At 68.6% G+C, this 25,877-nt stretch carries 22 protein-coding genes and 1 tRNA gene; 9 read left to right on the top strand and 14 right to left on the bottom strand.

What is annotated here, in order from left to right:
* Positions 1 to 37: 37 nt before the first annotated feature.
* On the bottom strand, positions 38 to 1,141 hold the full coding sequence (locus tag H8R02_RS01800) for an ABC transporter ATP-binding protein (protein ID WP_187079625.1): 1,104 nt from the start codon (positions 1,139 to 1,141) through the stop codon (positions 38 to 40).
* Between the two features lie 87 nt (positions 1,142 to 1,228).
* Between H8R02_RS01800 and H8R02_RS01795 the strand changes: the two genes are divergently transcribed.
* On the top strand, positions 1,229 to 2,836 hold the full coding sequence (locus tag H8R02_RS01795; protein ID WP_187079624.1) for an ABC transporter permease: 1,608 nt from the start codon (positions 1,229 to 1,231) through the stop codon (positions 2,834 to 2,836).
* A gap of 12 nt (positions 2,837 to 2,848) precedes the next feature.
* Here H8R02_RS01795 and H8R02_RS01790 read toward each other — a convergent pair whose 3' ends face one another.
* The 9 genes from H8R02_RS01790 to H8R02_RS01750 all read right to left on the bottom strand — a co-directional run bounded on the left by H8R02_RS01790 (position 2,849) and on the right by H8R02_RS01750 (position 12,109).
* Positions 2,849 to 5,227: a beta strand repeat-containing protein gene (locus H8R02_RS01790; RefSeq protein ID WP_187079623.1), complete on the bottom strand. Its 2,379-nt coding sequence runs from the start codon at positions 5,225 to 5,227 to the stop codon at positions 2,849 to 2,851.
* A gap of 91 nt (positions 5,228 to 5,318) precedes the next feature.
* The gene (locus H8R02_RS01785; RefSeq protein ID WP_187079622.1) at positions 5,319 to 7,697 is read right to left on the bottom strand and encodes a beta strand repeat-containing protein; all 2,379 of its coding nucleotides are present in this window, start codon (positions 7,695 to 7,697) and stop codon (positions 5,319 to 5,321) included.
* Positions 7,698 to 7,879: 182 nt separating this feature from the next.
* Entirely contained in the window at positions 7,880 to 8,116 is a 237-nt protein-coding gene (locus tag H8R02_RS01780; RefSeq protein WP_187079621.1) for a hypothetical protein, read from the bottom strand.
* Between the two features lie 172 nt (positions 8,117 to 8,288).
* Positions 8,289 to 8,363: transfer RNA gene (locus tag H8R02_RS01775), tRNA-Arg, on the bottom strand.
* 13 nt (positions 8,364 to 8,376) lie between these two features.
* On the bottom strand, positions 8,377 to 9,567 hold the full coding sequence (locus H8R02_RS01770) for a vWA domain-containing protein (protein WP_187079620.1): 1,191 nt from the start codon (positions 9,565 to 9,567) through the stop codon (positions 8,377 to 8,379).
* Positions 9,564 to 10,454 carry a CPBP family intramembrane glutamic endopeptidase gene (locus H8R02_RS01765; protein WP_222622307.1) on the bottom strand — a complete coding sequence of 297 codons (891 nt, stop codon included), beginning with the start codon at positions 10,452 to 10,454 and terminating at the stop codon, positions 9,564 to 9,566. The genes H8R02_RS01770 and H8R02_RS01765 overlap by 4 nt, the downstream gene beginning before the upstream one ends.
* A complete protein-coding gene (locus tag H8R02_RS01760; RefSeq protein ID WP_187079619.1) occupies positions 10,451 to 11,044 on the bottom strand; it encodes a GNAT family N-acetyltransferase in 594 nt (197 codons plus the stop codon). Before H8R02_RS01760 ends, H8R02_RS01765 begins: the two co-directional genes overlap by 4 nt.
* Position 11,045: 1 nt before the next feature.
* Positions 11,046 to 11,258: a hypothetical protein gene (locus H8R02_RS01755; RefSeq protein ID WP_187079618.1), complete on the bottom strand. Its 213-nt coding sequence runs from the start codon at positions 11,256 to 11,258 to the stop codon at positions 11,046 to 11,048.
* The gene (locus H8R02_RS01750; protein WP_187079617.1) at positions 11,255 to 12,109 is read right to left on the bottom strand and encodes an AAA family ATPase; all 855 of its coding nucleotides are present in this window, start codon (positions 12,107 to 12,109) and stop codon (positions 11,255 to 11,257) included. Before H8R02_RS01750 ends, H8R02_RS01755 begins: the two co-directional genes overlap by 4 nt.
* A gap of 86 nt (positions 12,110 to 12,195) precedes the next feature.
* On the opposite strand from H8R02_RS01750, the gene H8R02_RS01745 reads away from it, so the two are divergent.
* On the top strand, positions 12,196 to 12,897 hold the full coding sequence (locus H8R02_RS01745) for a c-type cytochrome (RefSeq protein WP_187079616.1): 702 nt from the start codon (positions 12,196 to 12,198) through the stop codon (positions 12,895 to 12,897).
* Between the two features lie 10 nt (positions 12,898 to 12,907).
* Here H8R02_RS01745 and H8R02_RS01740 read toward each other — a convergent pair whose 3' ends face one another.
* Positions 12,908 to 13,339, bottom strand: coding sequence for a DUF1841 family protein (locus H8R02_RS01740; RefSeq protein ID WP_187079615.1), 432 nt, complete (start codon positions 13,337 to 13,339; stop codon positions 12,908 to 12,910).
* 25 nt (positions 13,340 to 13,364) lie between these two features.
* On the opposite strand from H8R02_RS01740, the gene H8R02_RS01735 reads away from it, so the two are divergent.
* The 4 genes from H8R02_RS01735 to H8R02_RS01720 are packed head-to-tail and all read left to right on the top strand — an operon-like array spanning position 13,365 to position 17,177.
* Positions 13,365 to 14,069, top strand: coding sequence for a 3-oxoacid CoA-transferase subunit A (locus H8R02_RS01735; protein ID WP_187079614.1), 705 nt, complete (start codon positions 13,365 to 13,367; stop codon positions 14,067 to 14,069).
* Entirely contained in the window at positions 14,069 to 14,707 is a 639-nt protein-coding gene (locus tag H8R02_RS01730) for a 3-oxoacid CoA-transferase subunit B (protein WP_187079613.1), read from the top strand. The genes H8R02_RS01735 and H8R02_RS01730 overlap by 1 nt, the downstream gene beginning before the upstream one ends.
* The gene (gene pcaF / locus H8R02_RS01725) at positions 14,704 to 15,909 is read left to right on the top strand and encodes a 3-oxoadipyl-CoA thiolase (RefSeq protein WP_187079612.1); all 1,206 of its coding nucleotides are present in this window, start codon (positions 14,704 to 14,706) and stop codon (positions 15,907 to 15,909) included. The genes H8R02_RS01730 and pcaF overlap by 4 nt, the downstream gene beginning before the upstream one ends.
* On the top strand, positions 15,909 to 17,177 hold the full coding sequence (locus tag H8R02_RS01720; RefSeq protein WP_187079611.1) for a serine hydrolase domain-containing protein: 1,269 nt from the start codon (positions 15,909 to 15,911) through the stop codon (positions 17,175 to 17,177). The genes pcaF and H8R02_RS01720 overlap by 1 nt, the downstream gene beginning before the upstream one ends.
* A gap of 497 nt (positions 17,178 to 17,674) precedes the next feature.
* On the opposite strand, the gene H8R02_RS01715 is transcribed toward H8R02_RS01720, so the two are convergent.
* On the bottom strand, positions 17,675 to 18,664 hold the full coding sequence (locus H8R02_RS01715; protein WP_187079610.1) for an AraC family transcriptional regulator: 990 nt from the start codon (positions 18,662 to 18,664) through the stop codon (positions 17,675 to 17,677).
* A 122-nt stretch (positions 18,665 to 18,786) separates the two neighbouring features.
* Here H8R02_RS01715 and H8R02_RS01710 point away from each other — a divergent pair, with 122 nt between their 5' ends.
* From H8R02_RS01710 to H8R02_RS01700, 3 genes are read left to right on the top strand one after another with little or no spacing between them, the layout of a single operon-like run.
* Entirely contained in the window at positions 18,787 to 19,254 is a 468-nt protein-coding gene (locus H8R02_RS01710) for a (2Fe-2S)-binding protein (RefSeq protein ID WP_222622306.1), read from the top strand.
* Positions 19,251 to 21,446, top strand: a complete 2,196-nt coding sequence (locus H8R02_RS01705) for a xanthine dehydrogenase family protein molybdopterin-binding subunit (RefSeq protein WP_187079608.1) — start codon at positions 19,251 to 19,253, stop codon at positions 21,444 to 21,446. Before H8R02_RS01710 ends, H8R02_RS01705 begins: the two co-directional genes overlap by 4 nt.
* Positions 21,443 to 22,210 (top strand): sulfite exporter TauE/SafE family protein, encoded by a 768-nt coding sequence (locus H8R02_RS01700; RefSeq protein ID WP_255429122.1) that lies wholly within the window; start codon positions 21,443 to 21,445, stop codon positions 22,208 to 22,210. Before H8R02_RS01705 ends, H8R02_RS01700 begins: the two co-directional genes overlap by 4 nt.
* Here H8R02_RS01700 and H8R02_RS01695 read toward each other — a convergent pair.
* Together H8R02_RS01695 and H8R02_RS01690 are read right to left on the bottom strand one after the other, a co-directional pair.
* Positions 22,150 to 22,677, bottom strand: a complete 528-nt coding sequence (locus H8R02_RS01695) for a hypothetical protein (protein WP_187079607.1) — start codon at positions 22,675 to 22,677, stop codon at positions 22,150 to 22,152. The two genes, H8R02_RS01700 and H8R02_RS01695, sit on opposite strands and share 61 nt — an antisense overlap.
* Positions 22,670 to 25,840: a response regulator gene (locus H8R02_RS01690; protein ID WP_187079606.1), complete on the bottom strand. Its 3,171-nt coding sequence runs from the start codon at positions 25,838 to 25,840 to the stop codon at positions 22,670 to 22,672. Before H8R02_RS01690 ends, H8R02_RS01695 begins: the two co-directional genes overlap by 8 nt.
* Positions 25,841 to 25,877: the final 37 nt, after the last annotated feature.

Raw genomic sequence — 25,877 nt, 5'->3', positions numbered from 1 at the left:
AAGTCTATGGACGCTTCGAAAGAGGAGGAGACCCGGGCTACGCGGCGAACGACGCGATCGGAGCCGCGGCCGCGCCGGCCTCGCGCTGGAACGTGACGACGTGGTCCACCTGCGCGCGGATGCCGATCCACTCGCCGACCTTGTGGTCGTGGTGGCTGGGTACGTGCGCGAGCAGCACTTCGCCGGTGGCCAGGCGCAGCGTGTAGAGGAACTCCGAGCCGCGGAAGGCCTTGCGCAGGATCTCGGCCTTCACCGGCGCGTCGTCGTCGTGCACGATGTCGTCGGCGCGCAGCAGCACCTCGCATTGCCCGTAGCTGAAGGCGCTGGGCAGCGGGCACTCCGCACTGTCGGCAAGCGGGCCGAGCGCGGTGTGCACCATCACCTGGTTGCCCACGCGCTTGAGCGTGGCATTGGCGAACACGCCGTGGCCGATGAAGTCCGCGACGAAGCGCGTGGCGGGGCGGTGGTACAGCGTGTACGCGTCGTCCCACTGGTGCAGCCTGCCTTCGTGCATCACGCCGATCTCGTCGCCGATGGCGAACGCCTCGAGCTGGTCGTGCGTGACGAAGAGGGCCGTGGCCTGCGCGGCCTTGAGGATGCCGCGGATCTCGTGCGCGAGCCGCTCGCGCAGGTCCACGTCGAGGTTGGAGAAGGGCTCGTCCAGCAGCAGCAATTGCGGTTGCGGGGCGAGGGCGCGCGCGAGCGCGACGCGCTGCTGCTGGCCGCCGGAGAGCTCATGCGGCATGGCTTTCTCGCTGCCGGCGAGGCCGACGAGCTCCAGCACCTCGGCCACGCGCTGCGCGCGTTTCCCCCGCGGCCACGCATCGAGGCCGAAGGCGACATTGCGCGCGACGTCGAGGTGGGGGAAGAGGGCGTAGTCCTGGAACACCATGCCGATGCGGCGCTTCTCGGGCGCGACGTGCGTGCCGCCACCCGTGACGACCTCGCCCGAAATGCGGATCTCGCCTTCGCTCGCGGGTTCCAGCCCGGCGATGGCGCGCAGCAGCGTCGTCTTGCCGCAGCCCGAAGGGCCGATCAGCACGCCGATGTCCCCGGCGCGCAGGCCGAGGGAAACCCCCTCGACCGCGGGGCGCTCGCGCCCCCGGTACGCCACGGACAACCGGTTGACTTCTACATGCATGGCGCCCCCATTGTAGTTGTCTACAATGATTCGCATTTGCATTGGATCAACTGAAATGGCTTTCGGGGCTGGGATGATGCGAGTGCCATGCGCGTCCGGCCGCTGACCGACCTGCCCCTCTTGCTGCTTGCCGCCGTGCTGGTGCTGCCGGTGCTGGCGGTGCTGGGCTCGTGGCTGCAATGGAACGAGGCCAGCGCGCAGATCCTGCGCGAGATGGCGGCCACCGTGCTGCCCGACTACGCGCTCACGAGCCTCGGGCTGTGCCTGGCCGTCGGCGTGGGCACCGCGGTCGTCGGAACCACGGCCGCGGCGGCCGTCACGCTCTTCGATTTCCCCGGCCGGCGCACGTTCGAGTGGGCGCTGCTGCTGCCGCTGGCGATGCCGGCCTACGTCATCGCCTACGCGTACACCGACTTCCTGCAGTTCAGCGGGCCGCTGCAGACGATGCTGCGCGCGCGCTTCGGGCTCGAAGGCCGCGTGTTCCCCGAGGTGCGCAACGTCTACGGGGCCATCTGGGTCTTCGTGTTCGCGCTCTATCCCTACGTGTACCTGCTGGCGCGCACCGCGCTGGCCGAGCGCGCCGCGCACCTGATGGAAGCCGCGCGGCTGCTGGGTGCGCCGCTGCGCCGCCGCATCACGCGCGTCGCGCTGCCGCTGGCCCGCCCGGCCGTGGTCGCGGGTGTTGCGCTCGCGCTGATGGAGACGCTGGCGGACTTCGGCGTGGTCAGCTACTTCGGCATCCAGACCTTCACCACCGGCATCTACAAGGCGTGGCTGTCGATGGACAACCGCATCGCCGCCGCGCAGCTCGCGACGATGCTGCTGGCAGTGGTGGCGGTGCTGCTCGCGCTGGAGACGCGCGCACAGCATCGGCTGCGCTTTGCCGCGACGCAGCGGCGCGGCGCGGGGGCGGAATCGGAACCCGCGCCCTTGCATGGAGGCGCACGCTGGGTTGCATGGCTGATCTGCCTGCTGCCGGTGGTGATGGGCTTCGTGCTGCCGCTGGCGTTCATGCTCCGCGCGCTCGTGGCGGAGAGCTCTTCGCTGCCCTGGGAGCGTTTCGGCCAGTGGGCCTTCCACAGCCTGCGGCTCGGGCTCATCAGCGCCGCGCTGGCGGTGGCCTGTGCGTTGCTCCTCGCCTTCAGCGTGCGCCGCGCGCAGTCGGGCCTGACCCGTGGCGTGGTGCGCCTCGCGAGCCTCGGCTACGCGGTGCCCGGGGCGGTCATCGTCGTCGGCCTGCTGCTGCCGGTCGGCTGGCTGCAGCAGGCACTGCCGCAATCCAGCGCGGGCTACTGGGTGACGGCAACCGTGCTCGGCATCGTGTGGGCGTACCTGGTGCGCTTCGTGTCGGTGGCGCTGCAGTCGGTGCAGAGCGGCTACGCGCGCATCCCGGCGAGCCTCGACGACACGGCACGGATGCTGGGCAGCGCCGGGCCCGCGCTCCTCGCGCGCGTGCACTGGCCGCTGCTGAAGCGCTCCGCCGCGGCCGCGGCGCTGCTCGTGTTCGTCGACGTGATGAAGGAGCTGCCGGCCACGCTGGTGCTGCGGCCCTTCAACAGCGACACGCTGGCCGTGGTGGCCTACCAGCTCGCACGGGACGAGCGCCTCGGCGAAGCCGCGCTGCCTTCGATCGCGCTGGTGCTGGTCGGGCTGATCCCGGTGGTGCTCCTGAGCCGCACGCTGCGCTCGGCCTGAGGCAGTCCCCGATCAGGCGAACACGAAGTCGCCGGTCGCGACGGTTCCGGTGACGCCCGTGATGTTGACCAGCATGTCGGTCGTGTCGGTGAACGAGTTGTTCCCGTTCGTGTCGATCACGAGGAACGTGCCGGCCTGCAGCCCGCCCGAGACGGTCAGCACGCGCGCGGCCGGGCTCGCGGCGGTGCTGCCCGTCGTCGCGCCCGCGCCGGCGTACACGTCGGCCAGCGTGTCGGCCGTGGCGACGGTGCCGGTCGTGACGGCGCTGATCGAGACCACGGTGCCGATGCCCACCAGGGCGATCTTGTCGGTTCCCGCGACGAAGTCGGTGATCTTGACCACCTGCGCGGTGCCGGCGGACTGGGCCGCGGAAACGAAGCGGAACTGGTCGGTGCCGGCGCCGCCGGTGGCGATGTCGCCCTGGCTCACGCCCGTGCCGAACTGGATGCGGTCGTTGCCGGCGCCGCCAACGATCTGGTCGGCGCCGTCGCTGCCGAACAGCGTGTCGCTGCCGGAGCCGCCGGTGATCTGCACGCCGTTGTTCGTCACGACCACGCCTGCCGCCACGCCCGCGCTCTCGCTCACCGAACCCATCGAGAGGTTGCCCGTGAAGCTCGACGCGTTGACCTGGTCGGCCCGCACGGTGCCCGCGATCGTGAGGTCACGCGTGCCTGTGACGTTCAGCACCTCCGTGGCCGCCGATGCGGTCATCTCGATGCGACTGGCCACCGTGTTGCCGGTGCCCGCGGCGCCACTGGACGCGATGGTGATCGTCTCGAAGCCGTTCGAGGTGAAGGTGCCGCCGGCCGCGCCAAGCGTCACGGCTGTGGTCGTGCTGGTGCCCAGCGTGAGGTTCAGCAGGTCCGTCGTCGCCGAGCCCGAAGCGTTCACTGCCAGCGTGTTTCCCGTTTCGTCGACGCGCACCGCCAGCCCGGACGTGCCGGAGGCGTAGTTCGCCGTCCAGTTCGCCGCCGACGCGACGCTGGAGAAGACCAGCGTGCCCGCACCGCCGAAGAGCGTCGGCGCGTAAGCGGACGCGCTGGCGGCCGTGACCAGCTCCAGCAGCTCCAGGTTCGACAGGTTGGCCTGGTTGTCCGTGACGTTCGCCACGGCCGCCTCCGCGACGCGAAGCGTGTCGACGCCGCCGCCGCCGTTGATCGTGTCCACCGCGGCATAGTTGGCGTCGAGGATGAAGCGGTCGCCGTTGGAGCTGCCCGTGAGGTTGACGGCGCTCGCCGCAAGGCTGGCGTCCAGCGAAAGGGAAGCGCTACCCGACAGGCGGGCGCCGTCCACGGTGACCGCGTTCGTCCCGGTCCGCAGGTCGAGCGAGCTCGTCCCGGAAACCCGCACGGTCGCCCCCTCGGAATAACCGAGGGTGACGGCGTTGGCCATCGCCGGGTCCGTGTACCCCGTCGACACGGCGTTGATCGTTTCGTAGCCGACGAGGTTGACGGCAATCCTGCCGCCGGCGCCCGCCTGGACCAGGTTGAGGACGACCGTGTCGGCGGTGCCCGCGACCGCCGCGGCGGTGCTCGTGACGGTAAGGCCGGCGTCGCTGCGGTTGATGGTGACGGTGCCCAGCCGGCTGCCCACATTGCCCAGCGTGATGTCCCCGCCGGCGCGGCCGTTGTTGAGCGACACGGTGGCCAGCCCGGTGGCGTTCGTCAGGTCCAGCGTGGTGGCCGCGGTGCCGGTGGCGTTGACCGCGATGCCCTCGATGCTGGTCAGCGTGGCGCTGATCGTCTGGGCGCCGGCGACGTTGTTGAAACCGACATTCAGGAGGTCCGTGCCCGCGCCGCCATTGACCACGTCGCCGGAGTTCAGCGTCTGCAGGAACGTGCCCGAAGGCGCGTTGAAGAACAGGTTGGCATTGATGGTGTCGTTGCCGGGCGTGCCGGTGACGGCGTCGCCCGCGTTCACCGTCAGTGGCGACGTGGTCGTTGTCGTGCCCACCGCCTGGCTCTGCGTGTTGCCCGTGTCGGACGCGAACAGGTAGGCATTGGCCACGTAGCGGTTGAAAGCCTGGGCGACCGCGCCGAACGTGGCGTTCGACTCCAGCTGCGCCAGCAGGTTCATGGCGTTGAGCACCACGATGCCGCGCTGGGCGGGGTAGGCGGCGAAGGCCTGCGCCATCGCGGCCTGCAGCGCGTTGAATGAAGCCGCCGGGAGGGTGGACGCCGTGATGCCGATGTTCGCCAGCACCCGCGTGGCCAAGGCCGTATCGGCCACTCCCGCGAACTGGCTGCCGATGACCACCGCCAGGTTCAGCGGGCTCGAGGTGGCGGCGAGGCCGATGTAGTTCTGGTAGATCGGGTTGCCGGGCGCCTGGCCGTAGAAGGCGACATAAAGTTCGACGGCGACCGATGGTGTACCGAAGACGGTTGCGGGCATGGGCGCCCTTTTACCACTTTCGCCCAATCCCACGAAAAAGGGCGGCCGAAGCCGCCCTGTCCTCCCTGCCTGTATGACAGTGTTCGCGTGATCAGGCGAAGACGAAGTCGCTCGTCGTGATCGTGCCGGTGACGCCGGAGATGTTGACCAGCATGTCCGTCGTGTCGGTGAACGAGTTGTTGCCGTTCGTGTCGATCACGAGGAACGTGCCGGCCTGCAGGCCGCTGGCGACGGTCAGCACACGGGCTGCGGGGCTGGCGGCGGTGCTGCCGGTCGTCGCGCCCGCGCCTGCGTACACGGCCGCCAGCGTGTCGGCCGTGGTGATGGTGCCGGTCGTGACGGCGCTGATCGAGGCGACGGCGCCGATGCCCACGAGGCCGATCTTGTCGGTGCCGGCGACGAAGTCGGTGATCTTGACCACCTGCGCGGTGCCCGCGGACTGGGCCGCGGCAACGAAGCGGAACTGGTCGGTGCCGGCGCCGCCGGTCACGATGTCGCCCTGGCTCACGCCCGTGCCGAACTGGATGCGGTCGTTGCCCGCGCCGCCGAGGATCTGGTCCGCGCCGTCGCTGCCGAACAGCGTGTCGTTGCCGGAGCCGCCGGTGATCTGCACGCCGTTGTTGATCACGACCGCGCCCGCCGTCAGGCCCGCGCTTTCGCTCACCGAACCCATCGAGAGGTTGCCGGTGAAGTTGGCCGCGTTGATCTGGTCGGCACGCACGGTGCCGCTGAGGGTCAGGTCGCGTGCGCCCGCGATGTTCAGCACTTCGGTGGCCGCGGTTGCCGTCAGGTTCAGGCGGCTGGCGACGGTGTTGGAAGCGCCGATCGCGCCGTTGGACGTCAACGTGATCGTCTCGAACCCGTTCGATGTGAACGTGCCGCCCACCGCGCCCAGCGTGACCGCGGTGGTCGTGCCGGTGCCGAGCATGAGGTTCAGCAGGTCGTTCGTGGCCGAGCCGGAGGAGTTCACCGTCAGCGCGGCGCCGGTCTCGTTCACGCGCACGTTCATGCCGGACGTGCCGGAGCCGTAGTTGACCGTCCAGTTCGCCGCGGACGCGGTGTTCGCGAAAGTCAGGATGGTGGCGCCGCCAAACACCGCCGGCGTGTACGTCGAGGCGGTCGCCGCGTTGGACAGCTGCAGGACTTCGAGGTTCGACAGGTTCGACTGGTTCACGGTGACGTTCGCGGCGGACGCCTCGAACATCGTGACGGCGTCCGTGCCGGCGCCGCCGTTGTAGGTGTCGGCGGTGGTGTAGTTGGTGCCGAAGACGACGACGTCGTTGTTGGCCGTGCCGGTGACGTTCACGTTGTTGGCGCCGCCGCTCGCGGTCACCGACAGGGTGCCGGTGCCGGTCATGCCGGACGCATCGACCGTGATCGCATTCGTGCTGGCGCCGGTCGAGAGGTTCAGCGAGCTCGTGCCGGTCACCTTGACGGTTGCGCCGGCGGAATAGCCGAGGGTGACGGCGTTGACGTTGGACGGGTCCGCGTAGCCGGTGGAGACGGCGTTGATCGTCTCGTAGCCGGTGATGTTCACGGGAATGAAGATGTTCGCGCCGGCCTGGTTGAGGTTCAGCGTGACGGCGTCGGCCGTCCCGGAAATGGAGGCCGCGGTGTTCGCGACGGTGATGCCCGCGTCCGTGTTGTTCAGCGTGACGGAGCTGAGCACGGTGCCAACGTTGTTCAGCGTGATGTCGCCGCCCGCGCGGCCGTTGCTGATGGAGACCGTGGAAAGGCCGGTGCCGTTCGTCAGGTCCAGCGTCGTCGCGCCCGTGCCGGTGGTGTTCACGGCGAGGCCTTCGATGCTCGTCAGCGTGGCGCCGATGGTTTGCGCGCCCGCACTGTTGAAGCCCAGGTTCAGCACGTCGGTGCCGGCGCCACCGTTGACCGTGTCGCCGGTGTTCAGCGTCTGGAAGAACGTACCGGACGGCGCGTTGAAGAACAGGTTGCCATTGATGCTGTCGTTGCCGGACGTGCCGTTGACGATGTCGCCCGCGTTCACCGTGAGGGGCGACGTGGTCGTGATCGCGCCCAGCTGCGTCTGGACGTTGGCCGTGTTCGAGGCGTAGACGTATGCGTTCGCAACGGACTGGTTGAACGTCTGCGCGACGGTGCCGAACGTGGCGTCCGTCTCCAGCTGGGACAGGAGGTTCATCGCGTTGAGCACGACGATGCCGCGCTGCGTCGGGTACGCGGCGAAGGCCTGCGTCAGCGCCGTCTGCAGTGCCGTGAACGACGCGGCCGGGATGGTCGACGGGGTGATGACCAGGTTCGTCAGCACGTTGGTCGCCAGGAGCGAGTCGCTCACGTTGGCGAACTGGTTGCCGATCGTCAGCGCCAGGTTCAGCGGGGAAGAAGCCCCCGCGACGGCGATGTAGTTCTGGTAGATCGGGTTGCTGGGCGCTTGGCCATAGAAGGCCATGTAGAGTTCAACGGCGACGGCGGGCGTACCGAATACGGTTGCGGGCATGACCACCTTTCACTTCTTGGGGGGGTACTACGGACACCGGGAGGAACTCTTCCCGGCGACCGCGAGTCGGCCACGGCTCGTAAAGAAATGGGACGAACATTTCGGCGCGAGGTGACCCGCGTCACAGCATCCGTCGCTTGCCGGCGACGGATGTGATACTTAGATGTGCGTGTTACGCGCGACTAGGCTTCGCCGGACCAGTCGCCCTGGCCGTCGGGATTGGGGGCCTTGCGGAAAACGATCTCGCCCGTGGGCACGTGCACGACGCGGATCTCCTCGCCCGGCGTCGTGAAGCTCTTGGCCGCCAAAGCGACGGCCAGTGCACGGTCCTTCACCACGTACTGCTGCGCGCCCGCGGCGGGCCACAGCCGTCCGCCGATGGGGTGGCTGCTCTCGATGCGGTAGTCGGCAGAACCCATGGAACCTCTCCTGTTGTCTCCGGTGTCTTCCGATCGTCGGCCACGTGCGTGACGCGCCGATGACGCCCTTGCCCGCGAGGTTATCGGGCAGCAAGCCGGAGTCTGTAGGAAAACTCGCACCGGGGCGTAGGACGGCGACGGGCGGCGTGGTGCGGTGCAGCACGGGAGGCAGTGGCACCACCGACAGGAATCGAACCTGTATCTAGCGCTTAGGAGGCGCTCGTTCTATCCATTGAACTACGGCGGCCAGGCCGGGCATTCTATTTCGACAGCAGGCGCATGGCCTCTTCGAGGCCCTTGATCGTCAGTGGGTACATCCGCTGGTTCATCAGCTGCTGGATGACCGAGATGCTCTGGCGGTACTGCCACACGCCCTGCGGCTCGGGGTTGATCCACGCGAACTTGGGGAAGGCGTTGGTCAGGCGCTGCAGCCACTCGGCCCCGGCTTCCTCGTTGTTGTATTCGACGCTGCCGCCCGGCTGCAGGATCTCGTAGGGGCTCATCGTCGCGTCGCCGACGAAGATGAGTTTGTAGTCCTTGTTGTACTTGCGGATGATGTCCCAGGTCGCGAACTTCTCGCTGAAGCGCCGCCGGTTGTTCTTCCACATGAAGTCGTAGACGCAGTTGTGGAAGTAATAGAACTCCAGGTGCTTGAACTCCGCCTTCGCGGCCGAGAACATCTCCTCCACGCGGTGGATGTGTTCGTCCATCGTGCCGCCCACGTCCATGAGCAGCAGCACCTTCACGTTGTTGTGACGCTCGGGCACCATCTTGATGTCCAGCCAGCCCGCGTTGGCCGCGGTGGACTTGATGGTGTCGTCGAGGTCCAGCTCCTCCTCGGCGCCCTCGCGCGCGAACTTGCGCAGGCGCCGCAGCGCGACCTTGATGTTGCGCGTGCCCAGCTCCTGCGAGTCGTCGTAGTCCTTGTACGCGCGCTGGTCCCACACCTTCACCGCGCTCTTGTTGCGGCTCTTGTCCTGCCCGATGCGGATGCCCTGCGGGTTGAAGCCGTAAGCACCGAAAGGCGACGTGCCGCCGGTGCCGATCATCTTGCTGCCGCCCTCGTGGCGCTCCTTCTGCTCCTCGAAGCGCTTCTTCAGCGTCTCCATGAGCTCGTCCCAGCCCATCTTCTCGATCTTCGCCTTCTCCTCCGGCGACAGCTCGAGCTCGAGGTTCTTGCGCAGCCACTCGAGCGGGATGTCCTTGGTGAAGTCGGCCAGCAGCTCCACGCCCTTGAAGTACGCCGCGAAGGCGCGGTCGAACTTGTCGTAGTGCTTCTCGTCCTTCACGAGCGCCGTGCGGGCGAGGTAGTAGAAGTCGTCGAGCGAATACGCGCCGTCGCTCATGGGGCCGACCACGCCCTCCTTCACCGCCTCGATGAGGGTGAGGTATTCCTTGACCGACACCGGCAGCTTGGCGCTGCGCAGCGTGTAGAAGAAGTCGATCATCATCGCGTATTCCCCTTCAGGCGGTATTTTGCGCCCGCCGCCAGCAGCGCGCCCGAGAGCAGCAGGCTGAGCAGCACCGTGAGCACCGAGCCTTCGATGCCGAACGCGCCGCCCGTGAGCCACACCGGCCCCGGGAACTGCGCGACGAGCCAGCTCGCTTCCGGCGCCATGCCCGAAACCGGGCTGCCGAACACCGTGCCGGCCAGGAAGTTCCACACCATGTGCAGCCCGATGCAGGCCCACAGCGACCGGGTCACGTGGTACACGACCCCGAGCAGCACGCCGGCTTCCACGGCGATGGCGAACGAGGTCCAAAGCGTCGCGTTCTGGTTGCCGATGTGCACGCCGCCGAAGAAGAGCGCCGAGATGCCGAGCGCGGGCCACACGCCCCAGGCTTCGTCGATCAGCCGGAACAGCACGCCGCGGAAGATGACTTCCTCGATGATCGCCGTGCCGACGCCGTAGACCAGGAGCGGGCGCAGCCATTGCACGTCGCTGCCGGTGCCGGTCACGACGTACGCGCCGCCGAGCCACAGCGCGCCGATCACGGACCCGATCAGCACGACGCCCGCAGCCACGCCGGCCGCTGTGTGGGGCAGCGCCTTGCGCCACGCGAGCTCCTCCGCGTGCCGCTTTTCGATCACCTGCACGATGAAGAAGTACGCGCCGAATGCGGCGGCGACGCGCACGAGGACGTCCGCGGCCAGGCGCGGGGCCGAATGCGACGGCATCCGCAGCCAGCCGAGCGCGTCGCGAAACAGCACGACGCACACGAAGCCGATCAGCATCGCCAGCGCCGTGAAGATGACGATGCGCGCGAGTGCGCTGTCGACCAGCCAGCGCCGCCAGCGTGGCCGCTGTGTGGGCAGTTCCAGCACGTCGGTGGTCACCGCGGCCTCGCGAGCTGGTAGGCGAGGTGCGCCTTCACCTCCGGCCACTCGCCGGCCGTGAGGCTGTACATGACCGTGTCGCGCACCGTGCCGTCACGCCGCAACGCATGGTGGCGCAGCACGCCGTCCTTGCGGGCGCCCAGGCGCTCGATCGCCTTCTGGCTCGCGAAGTTGTAGTTGTCGGTGCGCCAGCCCACGAGCTTCGCGCCGAGCGTGTCGAACGCATGCTGCATCAGCATCAGCTTGCAGGTGGTGTTGACGTGGCTGCGCTGGCGGCTCTTCGCATACCAGGTGTAGCCGATCTCCAGCCGCTCCACGGCCATCACGATGTCGTGGTAGCGGGTGCTGCCGATGACGGCGCCGCTGGCCTTGTCGATGACGGCGAAGGGCAGCATGTGGCCGGCTTCGTAGCCTTGCAGCGCCGCAGCAACGTACGCGGCGGTGTCGCCCGGCTCCGGGACCGAGGTCACGCGCAGGTTCCACAGCTCGCCGTCGCGCGCCGCGGCTTCGAGGCCGTCGACATGTTTCGCGGTCAGCGGCTCCAGCCGCACGTGTTCGCTGTCGAGGATGACGGGTTCGGGTTTGCGCATGTCAGTCCTTCTTCGAACGCCTGCGAAGCCAGCGCGCCACCTGCACGCCCGCACCGCCGCCGATACCGGACATGACGATCCCGCCGAGCGCCTTGCCGTCCCAATCGGGCGAGAGCGGGTCGAAGCCGACGAGCGTGGAGATGCCCCACGCGACCAGCACGCCGGCGACGAAGCCGACGGCGTCGGTCAGGCCTTCGGCGAGCAGCGGGCTCATCGATTGTGTCGTTGCATGAACACGAGTTTCTCGAAGAGAGTCACGTCCTGTTCGTTCTTCAGCAGCGCGCCCACCAGCGGCGGCACGGCCACCTTCTCGTCCTTGCTTTGCAGTGCCTCGGGCGGGATGTCCTCGGCCACCAGCAGCTTCAGCCAGTCCAGCAGCTCGGAGGTGCTGGGCTTCTTCTTCAGGCCGGGCAGGTTTCGCACGTCGTAGAAGGTCTTGAGCGCGGCGCCCAGCAGCTCCTTCTTCAGGCCGGGGAAGTGCACGTCGACGATGCGCTTCATCGTCTCCGCGTCCGGGAACTTGATGTAGTGGAAGAAGCAGCGGCGCAGGAAAGCGTCGGGCAGCTCCTTCTCGTTGTTGGAGGTGATGAAGACGAGCGGCCGGTGCTTCGCCTTCACGAGTTCGCGCGTCTCGTAGACGTAGAACTCCATCCGGTCCAGCTCGCGCAGCAGGTCGTTGGGGAATTCGATGTCGGCCTTGTCGATCTCGTCGATCAGCAGCGCCACCGGCTGGTCGGCCGTGAAGGCCTGCCACAGCACGCCCTTGACGATGTAGTTGTGGATGTCCTTGACCTTCTCGCCACCTTCAAAATCCTTCAGCTGCGAATCGCGCAGGCGGCTCACGGCGTCGTACTCGTACAGGCCCTGCTGCGCCTTGGTGGTGCTCTTGATGTGCCACTGCAAGAGCGGCATGCCCAGCGCGCCGGCCACTTCCTCGGCCAGCATGGTCTTGCCGGTACCGGGCTCGCCCTTGACCAGCAGCGGGCGCTTGAGCGTGATGGAGGCGTTCACGGCAAGCATGAGGTCTTGCGTGGCGACGTAGTTTTCGGAGCCTTGGAACTTCATGGGGGTCGAGCGTGGAAGGGCGAAGGTGGCCCGCCTGTTAGAATCGCGGGTTGCGAAGAAACTGTCCTGCTGATTGTGCGCGGAAAATGAACAAGTTGCTGACCCTGCTTTTCGCCCTCGGTGTCGCTTGCGCGACCTCCACGAGCTTTGCCCAGGCGTCCGCCCCGGCGGCTGCCGCCAAGAGCGCGGCCTCCGCGCCCGCGCCGCAGGCCCCGGCAGGCGCCAAGTCGCTCGAAGCCAAGATCGCCATGTGCATCGGCTGCCACGGCATCAAGGGCTACCAGGCCAGCTTCCCCGAGGTGCACAAGGTCCCGATGATCTCGGGCCAGGGCGCCAAGTACATCGCCGCCGCGCTCAACGCGTACAGGGCCGGTGACCGCAAGCACCCCACCATGCGCGGCATCGCCTCCAGCCTGTCGGACCAGGACATCACCGACATCGCCAATTTCTACGCGAGCCAGGCCGTTGCCGCCCCCGCCACGGTGAAGGAGCCCACTGGCAACGTCGCCGAGCTGGTGAAGAAGGGCAACTGCGCCGCCTGCCACGGCCCCAACCTGTCCAAGCCGATCGACCCCAGCTACCCCAAGATCGCCGGCCAGTACTCGGACTACATGTTCGTCGTGCTCAAGGCGTACAAGACCGAGAACAACCCGTCCGTCGGCCGCAGCAACGGCGTGATGGGCGCCATCGCCAAGCAGTTCTCCAATGCGGAGCTGAAGGCGCTGGCCAGCTATGTCGGCTCGCTCGACGGCGAACTGACGGTGCACCCGGAACCCAAGTTCCGCTGAACGCAAGACGCTAGCGCGTCGCGCGCTTCTGCACGCATTCCACGTAGGCCGCCCCATCGGGCGGCCTTCCTGCTTTCTGGCTCTCCCACAGCATCTGGCCGAGGCATTCCATGGCCTCGTGGTGCGCGTCGTGCAGCGAGTTGCGGCGCGCGGCCAGCAGCTCCACGGCCTGGCGGATGCCGCGCGGCTGGTCGATGGAGCATTGTTCGCTGATCGACAGGTGCATCGACAGGTGCAGGAACGGGTTGGTGCGGCCGTCGGCGCCGTCGTAGGTGCGCGTGACGGCCGCCTCGGCATCGGCCACGTCGGGATGGTATTCCGGGTGCTCGGCGAGCCATTGGGAGGCCAGCGTTTCCAGCGCGTCCATCGGCTGTGCCGCGCTCGACTTGGCGTGCACCGCGCAGAAGAACCGGCGCACGTCTTCCTGGGAAGGATTAAACATGGGCGGCAAGCGTAGCATTGGGGGCATGGTCAACAAGATCGCAGGGTCGATTGCCGAAGCACTGGCCGGCATCGCCGACGGCAGCACTGTCCTGATCGGCGGCTTCGGTACGGCCGGCATCCCGGGTGAGCTCATCGACGGCCTTATCGAGCAGGGCGCGCGTGACCTCACGGTCGTGAACAACAACGCGGGCAATGCCGACTACGGCCTCGCTGCGCTGCTGAAGGCCGGGCGCGTGCGCAAGATCGTCTGCAGCTTCCCGCGCCAGGTGGACAGCTGGGTGTTCGACGAGCTCTACCGCAGCGGGAAGATCGAGCTGGAGCTGGTGCCGCAGGGCAACCTGGCCGAGCGCATCCGCGCCGCCGGCGCGGGCATCGGCGGCTTCTTCACGGCCACGGGCTACGGCACCGAGCTCGCGAAGGGCAAGGAGACGCGCGAGATCGACGGGCGCATGCACGTCCTCGAGAAACCGATCCACGGCGACGTGGCACTCATCAAGGCGGAGCGCGGTGACCGCTGGGGCAACCTCACCTACCGCAAGGCGGCCCGCAACTTCGGGCCGGTGATGGCGATGGCGGCGAAGCGCACGGTCGCGAGCGTGTACGAGGTAGTGGAGCTCGGCGAGCTCGACCCGGAGAACGTCGTCACGCCCGGCATCTTCGTCACGCACGTCGTGAAGATCCCGCGCACGGCCACGCAGGCCGGTGGCTTTGCGCGCAAGGAGGCGTGATGGCGTACACCAGGCGCACCAAGGACCAGCTCGCCCAGCGCGTCGCGCGCGACATGCACGACGGCGCGTACGTCAACCTCGGTATCGGCATGCCCACGCTCGTGGCCAACCACCTGCCGCAGGGCGTGGAGATCATCCTGCACAGCGAAAACGGCATCCTCGGCATGGGCCCGGCACCGCCCGAAGGCCAGGAGGACTACGACCTGATCAATGCCGGCAAGCAGCCGGTGACGCTGCAGCGAGGCGGCTCCTTCTTCCACCACGCCGACAGCTTCGCGATGATGCGCGGCGGCCACCTCGACATCTGCGTGCTGGGCGCCTTCCAGGTCTCCGCCACGGGCGACCTCGCCAACTGGCACACCGGCGAGAAGGACGCGATTCCCGCTGTAGGCGGCGCGATGGATCTTGCAACCGGCGCGAAACAGACGTGGGTGATGATGGACTTGCTCACCAAGAAGGGCGAGAGCAAGATCGTGCGCAGATGCACTTACCCGCTCACGGGCATCGGCTGCGTCAAGCGCATCTACACCGACCTCGCCACTTTCGAATGCACGCCGCAAGGGCTGAAGCTGGTCGACACCGTCGACGGCCTCTCGCGCGGCGAACTGGAACAACTGCTGCAACTGGAACTGTCATGACCCGCCAAGCCTTCATCTGCGACGCCATCCGCACCCCCTTCGGCCGCTACGGCGGCGCGCTCTCGTCCGTGCGCACCGACGACCTCGCGGCCATCCCGATCCGCGCGCTGATGCAGCGCAACGCGAAGGTGGACTGGCAGGCGGTCACCGACGTGATCTACGGCTGCGCCAACCAGGCCGGCGAGGACAACCGCAACGTGGCGCACATGGCGACGCTGCTGGCTGGGCTGCCGGTCGACGTGCCCGGCGCGACCGTCAACCGCCTGTGCGGCTCGGGCCTCGATGCGATCGGCACGGCCGCGCGTGCGATCAAGGCGGGCGAAGCGACGCTCATGATCGCCGGCGGCGTGGAAAGCATGAGCCGCGCGCCGTTCGTCATGCCCAAGGCCGACAGCGCCTTCTCGCGCGCGAACGCCGTGTACGACACCACCATCGGCTGGCGCTTCATCAACAAGCTGATGAAGGAGCAGTACGGCGTCGACTCGATGCCCGAGACCGCGGAGAACGTGGCCACCGACTACAAGATCGAGCGCGAGGCGCAGGACCGCATGGCGCTGGCTTCGCAGATGAAGGCGGTTGCCGCGCAGAAGGCGGGCTTCTTCGATGCGGAGATCACGCCGGTGACGATCCCGCAGAAGAAGGGCGATGCGGTCGTGGTCAACAAGGACGAGCATCCGCGCGAGACGTCGCTCGAAGCGCTGGCCAAGCTCAAGGGTGTGGTGAAGCCCGATGGCACCGTGACGGCAGGGAATGCCAGCGGCGTGAACGACGGCTCCTGCGCGCTGCTGATTGCGGATGAATCCACGGCCGCGAAGCACGGCCTCACGCCGAAGGCGCGCATCGTGGGCATGGCCACCGCGGGCGTGCCGCCGCGCGTGATGGGCATCGGCCCCGCGCCCGCCACGCAGAAGGTGCTGGCGCTCACGGGCATCACGCTGGACCAGATCGACGTGATCGAGCTGAACGAAGCCTTTGCCGCGCAAGGGCTGGCGGTGCTGCGCATGCTGGGCCTGAAGGACGACGACCCGCGCGTCAACCCCAACGGCGGCGCGATCGCGCTTGGCCACCCGCTGGGCGCGTCGGGTGCGCGCCTGGCGACGACCGCGGTGAACCACCTGCACAAGACGGGTGGCCGCTACGCGCTGTGCACGATGTGCATCGGCGTGGGGCAGGGCATCGCCCTCATCCTGGAGCGCGCCTGATGGCGGCGCCCGGCACACTCGAGTTCGACGGCGCCTCCTACCCGGACGGCCGCGCGTCGGACCCGCGTGAGCTGGGCTGGATGCAGGGTTCGCCACCGGCGCCCGGCAAGCGCATCCGCTTCGCCGACGACAACTTCCTCTCATTCCCGCAGATCCGCTGGTCGCTGTCGCACATGCGGGAGCTGGTGCCGACGGTGAACGTGTGGCGCGGAGAAGGGCAGGCCTCGTCGCTGGGTGAGCCGGGCGACGGCGCGGCGATCGACGCGCTCACCTTCACCGACATGAACGGCCGCGCGCGGCGCTGGGACGAGTCGCTGTACGACACCTACACCGACGGCGTCGTCGTGCTGCACAAGGGCAGGCGCGTGTACGAGCGCTACTTCGGCGCGCTGCAGCCGCACGTGCCGCACAGCTGCTTCTCGATCACGAAGTCGTACGCCGCGACGCTGTGTGCCACGCTCGTGCACGAGGGCGTGCTCGACGAGCGCCAGCTCGTGCCGCACTACCTGCCGGAGATGAAGGGCACGGCCTACGCCAACGCGACGCTGCGCAACGTCATGGACATGCAGATCGGCGTTGCGTACTCCGAGGCGTATGCGGACCCGAAGGCCGACATCTGGGACTATTCGCGCGCGGGTGGCTTGCGTCCTCGGCCGGCGGGCTACAGCGGGCCGGAAAGCTTCTACGACTACCTCGTCACGTTGAAGCCCGAGGGCGCGCACGGCGAAGCGTTCGCGTACAAGACCGTCAACACCGAGCTCATGGCCTGGATCATGAAGCGCGTGACCGGTGTGCCGCTGGCCGACATGCTGTCGCAGCGCCTGTGGTCGCAGCTGGGTTGCGAGCAGGACGGCTACATCACGGTCGACCCCATCGGCGTGCCCATGGGTGGCGGCGGCTTGAGCGCGAGCCTGCGTGACCTCGCGCGCTTCGGTGAGCTGATGCGCCGCGAGGGCGAGTGGAACGGCCGCCAGCTCATTCCCGCCGCGGTGGTGCAGGACATCGCGCGCGGCGAAGACCCCGCGAAGTTCGCGAAGGCCGGCTACAAGTTGCTGCCCGGCTATTCGTACCGCAGCATGTGGTGGGTGACGCACAACGAGCATGGTGGCTTCGAGGGGCGCGGCATTCATGGGCAGCGGCTTTACGTCGCGCCGAAGGCGGAGCTGGTGGTGGCGAAGTTCGGGTCGCATCCGGTTGCGGCGAGTGCTGCGCACGATCCGATCACCGTGCCTGCTTTGATCGCTCTGGGTCGGCTGGTTCAAGGTTGAGTCGCGGCTGTCTGCGCTGCCTCGGGCGTGTTTGGCGTCTGGGGCGTTTGGCAGTGGCGCGCCGGTCTGCGGCGGGTGGGGCCCCGCCCTGCGCTTAATCTTCCGCCGTCCGTCCTTCGGACGGAGCCCCTGGCGGCCGACGAGCAAGTCGCACGCCGGAAAAACATCGGCGGCCGCAACGGCGTCTCCACATGCGCGCCGGATCGAGGCCCCACCCACCGCAGACATCCCGAGGGCACGGCCGTCGAGCGCGAACATCGTGACGTGGCGCGATGTCCGGGTCCGCGTTTTCTTGCGCGCTACCTTGTGTAGACGTGGCGGATGGTATGCCGCCTGGACCGCATGTAGAGCCGCCGTTGCGGCCGCCGATGTTCAACCGGCGTGCTCGGTGCATGCCGGCCGCTAGGGTCGCCGTCCGAAGGACGGACGGCGGCACCTTAAGGGCCAGGCGGCATACCGTCCGACGCGTCCGCGAGGTCTCACCCCAATAACGGCAGCTAAGCGGCGACACCTTTGCGAAAGGACTCAGGGGTAGTCCCCGTCCAGCGTCGAAAAGACCGATAGAAAGAGTTCGAATCCTCGAACCCAAGCAGGTAAGCGAGTTCAACAACGTTGCGCTTCCCGGCAGCAAGCGTGCGTTGCGCCACCTCGCAACGAACGTCATCGAGCAACCGGCGAAACGTCGTCCCCTCGGACGTCAACCGTCGCTGCAAGGTTCGCTCGCTCATGCACAGCCCCGAAGCAACAGCAGCCAGCGTTGGCTCGTCGCCCTGCAGCATCCGCTCCAGTGCCGCACGCACGCGGGGCGTCACGCGGCTGTCGTCCATCTTCTCCAGCGCGGCCTGCGCCCCGAGCTCCAGCCACTCCCCCGCGCCCGGGTTGGCACTGACCAGCGGCCGCTCGGTGTCGGCACGGTGGAAGACGATGCTGTTCACGGGCGCCCCGAAGACGACGGGGCAGCCGAAGATGTCCCCATAGAGTGCCCGGAATGCAGGCGCCGGCCGCCGCAGCGTCAGGCGCACCGGTACCACGTGCACTTCCGTGAAGCGCCGCGCGAAAGCGATGAGCGAAGCGAATTCGGTGTCCACCCGCGCATGGCTGTACGGCCGCGATTCGTCCGGCGCTTCCACGCTGAGCGTGACGGTGTCGCCCTCCTGCTCGATGCGGTACGCGTCACCCCACAGCAGCCGGTTGAAGCGGCCCTTGCGCTCGAGCGCGACGCGCAAAGTGGGCGCTGCCATCGCGGCCAGGCCGGAGATGCCGAAACGCTCGGGGCGCAGCATGAGGCCCGCGCGCAGGCCGAAGGAAGGGTCGTCGACCGCGCGCCACGCTTCGGTGAGGAAGCGGTCGGCCTCCTCGAGCGTGACACCCGTCTCCAGCCGCGCGGGCTCGACGCCCGCCGTGCGCGCGATGTCATCGACGTCGAAACCCGCATCGGCGATGGCATCGACGATGTTGCGGGGCAGCGGCGTGGTGAGTTCAGGCATCCATAGACCTTCGTACAGGCCGCATGGCGCGAGCGGCATGTAATCTGGCGCGCCGTGCAACAGCCGGCCCAGCGCGGCACGCCAGCATTGTGGCGCGCAAGCCCCCACCACGAAAGCCCCTCATGCCGACCACACTGTCGCTCAACGGAACCCCCCGCACCTTCGACGTCGACCCGCAGATGCCGCTGCTGTGGGTCATTCGGGAGACCGCCGGCCTCACCGGCACCAAGTTCGGTTGCGGCATCGCGGCTTGCGGTGCATGCACCGTCCACGTCAACGGCGCGCCGGTGCGGTCCTGCATGTTCCCCGTGGAGGGCGCGGCCGGCGCGAAGGTCACCACGATCGAAGGGCTCGGCGCCGCCGGCGAACACCCGGTGCAGAAAGCATGGGTCGAGCTGCAGGTGCCGCAATGCGGCTACTGCCAGTCCGGCATGCTGATGGCCGCATCCGCGCTGCTCGCCGCCAATCCCTCGCCCACCGATGCCGACATCGATGCGGCGATGACCAACATCTGCCGCTGCGGCACCTACCCCCGTGTGCGCGCTGCGATCCACGCGGCGGCCAAGGCGAACGCGAAGGTGCAGTCATGAAGCGCCGCACGTGGTTGATCGGAAGTGCTGCTGCCGTCGGCGGAGTCCTCACCGTCGGCGTGGCAGGCCTCGCCGCTCGCGATTCGCATTTCGAGAAGCGCGCCGCACAGGCCGGCTCCTCTGCCGCGCCGCTGCTTGCTGGTTGGGTGCAGGTCGCGGGCGACGGCGCCGTCACCGTGCTGGTCCCCCACTCCGACATGGGCCAGGGCTCCGCGACGGCGCTGGCGATGATGGTGGCCGAGGAGCTGGATGCCGACTGGGCGCAAGTGCGCGTGGCGCAGGCGCCTGCAGACCCGGCCTTCGCCAACCGTTTCTTCGTCGGCGCCTTCCTGATGAAGGGGCCGGCGCCCGCAGGCTTCGAGCGGGCGGCCGAGGTCGCGTTCGGCGAAGTCGCCCGCCTGGCCAGCATGCAGGTCACCGGCGGCTCGGCGGCCGTCCGCTACACGGGCCAGTTCGGCCTGCGCGCGGCGGGCGCCGCGGCGCGCGAGATGCTGGTCGCGGCCGGTGCGCAGAAGCTCGGCGTGCCCGCCGCTGAATTGCGGACGCAAGGGGGCCGCGTGGTCCACGCCGGCAGCGGCCGCTCCATCGCCTACGGTGAGCTGGCCGGCGCAGCCGCCACGCTGGACGTGCCGCGCCATCCCCGCCTGAAACCCCGCAGCGAATTCCGCCTGGTCGGCACCGCCCCGCCGCGGCTGGACATCCCCGCCAAGGTGACGGGCCGCACGAAGTACGGCATCGACGTGCAGTTGCCCGGCATGCTCGTGGCCACGGTGCGCGCGGCGCCCGTGCACGGCGAGCGCCTGCTCGAGGTCGCGGATGCGCCCGCACTCGCTGTCGCTGGTGTGCGCAAGGTCCTGCGCCTGCCCAACGCCGTGGCCGTCGTCGCGGACGGCTACTGGCAGGCGCGCACCGCGCTCGGCAAGCTCAAGCCCGTGTTCACCGCCACCGCGAGCGAGGGCGTGAACAGCGCTTCGATCTCCCGCCAGTTCGACGTGGCACTGGCCTCCGCCGACGGCAAGAAGCTCGTGTCGCGCGGCGACGTGGCCAAGGCAGAAGGCCGCGTCGTGCAGGCGGCGTACGAAGTGCCCTTCCTGCACCACGCCACCATGGAGCCGATCAACGTCACGGCGCAGTGGGACGGCAAGCGCATGCGGGTGTGGGGCAGCGAGCAGGACGCGCTGGGCGCGCGCAACAACGTCGCCAAGGCGGCCGGCATCTCGCTGGACGATGTCGAGTTCACGCCGATGTCGCTGGGCGGCGGCTTCGGCCGACGCTCCGCGCCCAAGAAGGACCATCTCGAGCAGGCCGTCCACATCGCGAAAGCGATGTCGCCGGCCCCCGTCAAATTGATCTGGAGCCGCGAGGAGGACTTCGCGCAGGGCGCCTACCGCCCCGCGATCGCCACGCGGATCGAGGCGAAGCTGGACGCGCAGGGCCGCATCGCCTCGTGGCGCCAGCGTTTCATCGACACGCCGGAGCTGATCAACGAAGGCTTCCCGATCCCCTACGACGTGCCCAACCAGCTGATGGAAGCGGTGGTCAGCCCCACGCACGTTCGCTACGGCGCGTGGCGCAGCGTGGCGCACAGCCAGCACGGCTTCTTCACCGAAAGCTTCATCGACGAACTCGCGGCGGCCGCGAAGATGGACCCGCTGGAATTCCGCCGCCGGCACGTGCCCGCCGGTTCGCGCCACCGCAAGGTGCTGGACGAAGTGGCCCGGCGCAGCGGCTGGGGTACGCCGCTGCCGGCAGGCCGCGGGCGCGGCGTCGCGCTGGTGGAAAGCTTCGGCAGCGTCGTTGCCGAAGTCGTCGAGGCGTCGCTCTCGGAGGGCAAGGTGCAGGTGCACCGCATCACCGCGGTGGTCGACTGCGGCTACGTGGTGCACAAGGACACGGGCGCGCAGCAGGTGCAAGGCGGCATCGTGATGGGGCTGAGCGCCGCGATGGGCGAGGCGATCACCATCGAGAACGGGGCGGTCGCGCAGCGCAGCTTCCCGGACTACCCGCTGCTGCAGCTCGCGCAGGTGCCACCCATCGACGTGTTCTTCGTCGAGAGCGATGGGCCGCTGGGCGGCCTGGGCGAAGTGGGCCTGCCGCCGGTGGCGCCGGCGCTGGCGAACGCAGTGCATGCAGCCAGCGGCCGGCGGTTGCGCTCACTGCCCCTGCGGCAGTCGGCACAATCGCAGGCTTGACGACGACGCTTCCCCTCATCACCGACTGGCAGTTCTACGCCATCGCCGTCCCCGCGGTGCTCCTCATGGGCATCAGCAAGAGCGGCTTCGGCTCGGGCTTCGGCTCGCTCGTCGTGCCGATGATGGCGCTGACGGTCACCGTGCCGCAGGCCGCCGCGATCATGATGCCCATCCTGTTCGTGATGGACATCATGGGGCTGGCCGCATTCAGGCGCCACTTCGACTGGCAGCTGATCCGCTTCCTCGTGCCGCTCGGGCTCGTGGGCACGCTGGTCGGCACGCTGTCGTTCAAGCTGCTCGACACACGGCTCGTCGCCGGCATCGTCGGCATCTTCACGCTGCTGTTCCTGGCGCAGCGGCTGGCCTTCCCGCCGGGGCCCAACAGCCCGCACCCGCCGAAGTGGGTGGGCGTGATCCTCACCGTCACCTCGGGCTTCACGAGCTTCGTGTCGCACGCCGGCGGCCCACCGATCAATGCCTACGTGCTGCCGATGCGGCTGCCGCCCATCGTCTTCACCGCGACGATGGCCGTGTTCTTCTTCGTGATCAACCTGAGCAAGTGGGTGCCGTACGCGTGGCTCGGTTTGCTCGACCTGCGCAACATGTCGACCTCGCTCGTGTTGCTGCCGCTCGCGCCTGTGGGCGTGTGGATCGGCGTGCGCATGGCCAAGCGCATCGACCCGGTGCTGTTCTACCGGCTGGTCTACCTCGGGATGTTCCTGACCGGCGCCAAGCTGGTGTGGGACGGCTTCCTCTCGCGGTAGCAAGTCACGGTGCCGACGCGGCGGCCGCGCACGCTTTGCGGACGCATGCGCCACTCGATCACGCGGCCGTCCGTGAGGTGCACCTCTCCCGCGTGCTCTCGGTCCGGGTGGGCGCGGCGCGCTTCCACGCCGGCGAGGAAGCCTTCGGGGTCCTGCACCTGCGCGAGCTGCATCGCGAGCAGGGCCGCCTCGTTCAGCGCCTCCAGCTTGTCCTGGGGAATGCGCCACATCTCGATGAAGCTCAGGTTGTAGTGCACGGCGCGGCCGAAGTGGCCGAGCGCGAGCACGCCGTCGGTCGTGGAGTCCAGCGTGGCGAGCAGCAGCGACACGGCCGCGCGGGCTTCCACCAGCTCCTGCGAGCGCGCCTCCAGCGTCTTGGTGACGGTGCCCAGCCGCGCCTGCGACTTGTGCAGCGCGGCCTGCGCCGCGGCGAGCTGCTGCGTCAGGCGGTTGACGAGATCATCCATGCACCGGCTCCGCGAGTTGCATTCCAAGGGCGGCCACGAGCGCCGCCAGTTCGGGTTCGAGTGCATCGAGGCGCGAGAGCACCTCGGCTCGCGGCTGTTTCTCGCGCAAGGCGTGTTCCACGCGCGCGGCCAGCGCTTCGATGCGAGTCGCGCCAATGGTGCCGGAGACGCCCTTGAGCGTGTGCGCGACGCGCTCGGCCGTCACTGCATCGCCGCCCTCGTACGCGTTGCGGACCTCGGTGGTGGCAGCCGCCTGCCCCTGCGCATAACGCGCGAGCAGTTTCAGGTACAGCGGCTTCTTGCCCACCATGCGGGCGAGGCCCGTCTTCGTGTCGAGCCCCGGCACGACCGGCAGCCCGTCCGCCGCGGGTGCGGCGGCGGCGGACGGCACCGGCTGCACGACCGCCGTGCGCGGACGAATCCAGCGCAGCAGGATGGACCCCAGGTCCCGCGGGTCGATCGGCTTGACGAGGAAGTCGTTCATGCCCGCGTCGAGGCAGGCCTGCCGGTCCTGCGCCATCGCGTTGGCGGTCATCGCCACGATCGGCAGGCGCTGGTGGCGCCCGCTCACGCGGATGGCTTCGGTAGCCGACACGCCGTCCATCACGGGCATCTGCATGTCCATGAACACGAGGTCATATTCCGCCTCGTCGACCTTGCGCACGGCGATCGCGCCGTTGTCCGCAACGTCCACGACGAGGCCGGCTTCCTCCAGCAGCTCGCGCGCGACCTGCTGGTTGATGTCGTTGTCTTCCACGAGCAGGATGCGCGCGCCGCGCACCGGGGCCAGGCGAGCATCGGCGGCGGACGGCTGGGCGGCAACCGGGGCCTCGCCGCGTACGCCCAACACACCCATCGTGGTGTCGAACAGCTGCGACGGGCTCACGGGCTTGACGAGCACGTTGTCGATGCCGGCCTGAGTCGCCTCCTTCAGGATCTCGTCGCGGCCGAAGGCGGTCACCATCAGCATCAGCGGCGGCGCGTCGAGGCCCAGCGCGCGGATGCGACGCGCGCACTCGGTCCCGTCCATGCCCGGCATGCGCCAGTCGAGGTAGACGATGTCGTACGGGTGGCCGTCCGCCGCCGCGCGACGCACGGCTTCGAGCGCGCTCGCGCCGTCACGGGCTTCCGCGGTCGTGAACGTCATCCCCTGCAGCATCTCCACGATCACGGCGCGGGCGTGCTCGTTGTCGTCGACCACGAGCGCGCGCCGCCCGCGCAGGTCGGGCCGCGGCACCAGCTCGCGGCGGCGCTGCTCGCCGATGCCCACGCGCGCGGTGAACCAGAAGGTGCTGCCCTTGCCGAATTCGCTTTCCACGCCTACTTCGCCGCCCATCAGCTCCGCCAGCCGTTTGCAGATGGCCAGGCCGAGGCCCGTGCCGCCGAACTTGCGCGTCGTCGACGTGTCGCCTTGCGAAAAGCTCTGGAAGAGCCGGGCCGCCTGTTCCGGCGTGAGGCCGATGCCCGTGTCCTTGACGCGGAAGTGCAGCAGCACGTCGCGCTCGGTGCGTTCGCTCGCGCGCACCGACACGAGCACCTCGCCCTTCTCGGTGAACTTCACGGCGTTGTTCGCGTAATTGAGCAGCACCTGCCCGAGGCGCAGCGAGTCGCCCACCAGCGTGCCGGGCACGTCCGGCGCGACGTCGAAGACAAGCTCCAGCCCCTTCGCATGGCATTTCTCGCTCACGAGGCCGCACGTTGTCTCCAGCAGCTTCTCCAGCTCGAAACCGGCGCGTTCCAGGTCCAGCTTGCCGGCCTCCACCTTCGAGAAGTCGAGGATGTCGTTGAGCAGGCCCAGCAGGTGCTGGCCGGACGACTGCACCTTGTGGATGTAGTCGCGCTGGCGCGGCGTGAGCTCGGTCTTGAGCACGAGATGCGACAGGCCGATGATGGCGTTCATCGGCGTGCGGATCTCGTGGCTCATGTTGGCGAGGAAGTCGGACTTCATCCGCGTCGCGGCCTCGGCCTCTTCCTTCGCGCGGCGCACCTCCTCCTCGGCACGCACCCGCCCGCTGATGTCGCGGCTCACCCCGAGCGTCCCCTGCAGCTCGCCGTTCTCGTCCCAGAGGGGCGCGACCACGGTGTCCCAGGTCGCGCCCCCGAAACGGCCCTCCGATGAATGTTCGCGGCGCTCGCGCAGGCACCGTTCGTCGCGCGAGCGCACCGCGCTTGCCATCTCCGCCGGGAAGAAGTCCCGCGCCGTGCGGCCGATGATCGCGTCGCGCGGCGCCCGCGCCAGCGCGGCGAAGGCGGCGTTGCAGCCGAGGTAGCGCCCCTCTGTGTCCTTGTAGTAGACGGCGTCCGAGATCGAGTCGATGAGCGACTGCAGCGTGGCGCGCTGCCGGTTCTGGTCGCGCTCGGCCGCCTTCTGGCGCGAGATGTCCTTGAACGCGCAGATGTAGAGCGACTGACCGTTGGCCTCGGTGAGGAAGGTGGTCACCTGTGCGTCGCGCATGCGGCCGTCCTTGCAGCGGTGGCGCGACTCGAACTTCACCTGCCCGCGCGTCTCGGCGAGCGCGGTGTCCAGCCACTTCACGTCCGCGGGGCCGAACGACGGGTCGAAGTCGGCGACAGTCATTCCCACGAACTCGTCGACCGGGTACCCGAAGTGCGCGCACGCGGCGGGGTTGGCCCAGGTGACCTTCAGCGACCCGCGCTCGATCCACACCATCGGGCCGGCGTTCTCCAGCACGAGGTGGTTGAACAGCATCTTCTGCTCGTGGCGCAGCCGCTCGGTGATGTCGCGGAAGATGATGACGCTGCCGACGCAGCGCCCGTGCATGCGCTGCGGCACGACGCGGCGCTCCAGCACGCGGCCGTCCTTCAGCTCGACCGTCGACAGGTCCTCGGCTTCCGGGTTGGCCCGGCGCCGCAGCACCTGCGCCGTCCAGGCAGCGGGGTCCTTCACCTGCGTGAGCTGGTGCTCGACCAGCGCCTTGTCGCTGATGTCCCCGAGGTGGTCCTCGGGGATGTTCCACAGCTCGATGAAGCGGATGTTGTAGAAGATCGAGCCGTCGGAGTACTGCAGCGTCAGGATGCCGTCGTTGCCGGCATCGAGCGTGGAGACGAGCAGCTCGCGCTCGCGCGTGAGTTGCAGGGCGGTTGCGCGCGCCAGCGCAAGCTCGCGCTCGAGGCTGGCGACGGGTTCGGGGGCACGGTCCATGCACCCGATTGAAGCGGCCGCGCCCCGGGGCGCCTTA

It is taken from the genome of Ramlibacter albus (assembly GCF_014297445.1).
In the GTDB taxonomy this organism is placed as follows: Bacteria; Pseudomonadota; Gammaproteobacteria; order Burkholderiales; family Burkholderiaceae_C; genus Ramlibacter; species Ramlibacter albus.
This window is presented reverse-complemented; position numbering and strand designations above follow the sequence as displayed.

Coding starts and splice junctions, on each gene's coding strand:
- H8R02_RS01740 (WP_187079615.1), bottom strand. CDS start 13,339: ATGTTTAATCCTTCCCAGGAAGACGTGCGCCGGTTCTTCTGCGCGGTG.
- H8R02_RS01750 (WP_187079617.1), bottom strand. CDS start 12,109: ATGAAGTTCCAAGGCTCCGAAAACTACGTCGCCACGCAAGACCTCATG.
- H8R02_RS01745 (WP_187079616.1), top strand. CDS start 12,196: ATGAACAAGTTGCTGACCCTGCTTTTCGCCCTCGGTGTCGCTTGCGCG.
- H8R02_RS01720 (WP_187079611.1), top strand. CDS start 15,909: ATGGCGGCGCCCGGCACACTCGAGTTCGACGGCGCCTCCTACCCGGAC.
- H8R02_RS01715 (WP_187079610.1), bottom strand. CDS start 18,664: ATGCCTGAACTCACCACGCCGCTGCCCCGCAACATCGTCGATGCCATC.
- H8R02_RS01790 (WP_187079623.1), bottom strand. CDS start 5,227: ATGCCCGCAACCGTCTTCGGTACACCATCGGTCGCCGTCGAACTTTAT.
- pcaF (WP_187079612.1), top strand. CDS start 14,704: ATGACCCGCCAAGCCTTCATCTGCGACGCCATCCGCACCCCCTTCGGC.
- H8R02_RS01690 (WP_187079606.1), bottom strand. CDS start 25,840: ATGGACCGTGCCCCCGAACCCGTCGCCAGCCTCGAGCGCGAGCTTGCG.
- H8R02_RS01800 (WP_187079625.1), bottom strand. CDS start 1,141: ATGCATGTAGAAGTCAACCGGTTGTCCGTGGCGTACCGGGGGCGCGAG.
- H8R02_RS01730 (WP_187079613.1), top strand. CDS start 14,069: ATGGCGTACACCAGGCGCACCAAGGACCAGCTCGCCCAGCGCGTCGCG.
- H8R02_RS01785 (WP_187079622.1), bottom strand. CDS start 7,697: ATGCCCGCAACCGTATTCGGTACGCCCGCCGTCGCCGTTGAACTCTAC.
- H8R02_RS01780 (WP_187079621.1), bottom strand. CDS start 8,116: ATGGGTTCTGCCGACTACCGCATCGAGAGCAGCCACCCCATCGGCGGA.
- H8R02_RS01795 (WP_187079624.1), top strand. CDS start 1,229: ATGCGCGTCCGGCCGCTGACCGACCTGCCCCTCTTGCTGCTTGCCGCC.
- H8R02_RS01760 (WP_187079619.1), bottom strand. CDS start 11,044: ATGCGCAAACCCGAACCCGTCATCCTCGACAGCGAACACGTGCGGCTG.
- H8R02_RS01695 (WP_187079607.1), bottom strand. CDS start 22,677: ATGGATGATCTCGTCAACCGCCTGACGCAGCAGCTCGCCGCGGCGCAG.
- H8R02_RS01710 (WP_222622306.1), top strand. CDS start 18,787: ATGCCGACCACACTGTCGCTCAACGGAACCCCCCGCACCTTCGACGTC.
- H8R02_RS01755 (WP_187079618.1), bottom strand. CDS start 11,258: ATGAGCCCGCTGCTCGCCGAAGGCCTGACCGACGCCGTCGGCTTCGTC.
- H8R02_RS01735 (WP_187079614.1), top strand. CDS start 13,365: ATGGTCAACAAGATCGCAGGGTCGATTGCCGAAGCACTGGCCGGCATC.
- H8R02_RS01770 (WP_187079620.1), bottom strand. CDS start 9,567: ATGATGATCGACTTCTTCTACACGCTGCGCAGCGCCAAGCTGCCGGTG.
- H8R02_RS01705 (WP_187079608.1), top strand. CDS start 19,251: ATGAAGCGCCGCACGTGGTTGATCGGAAGTGCTGCTGCCGTCGGCGGA.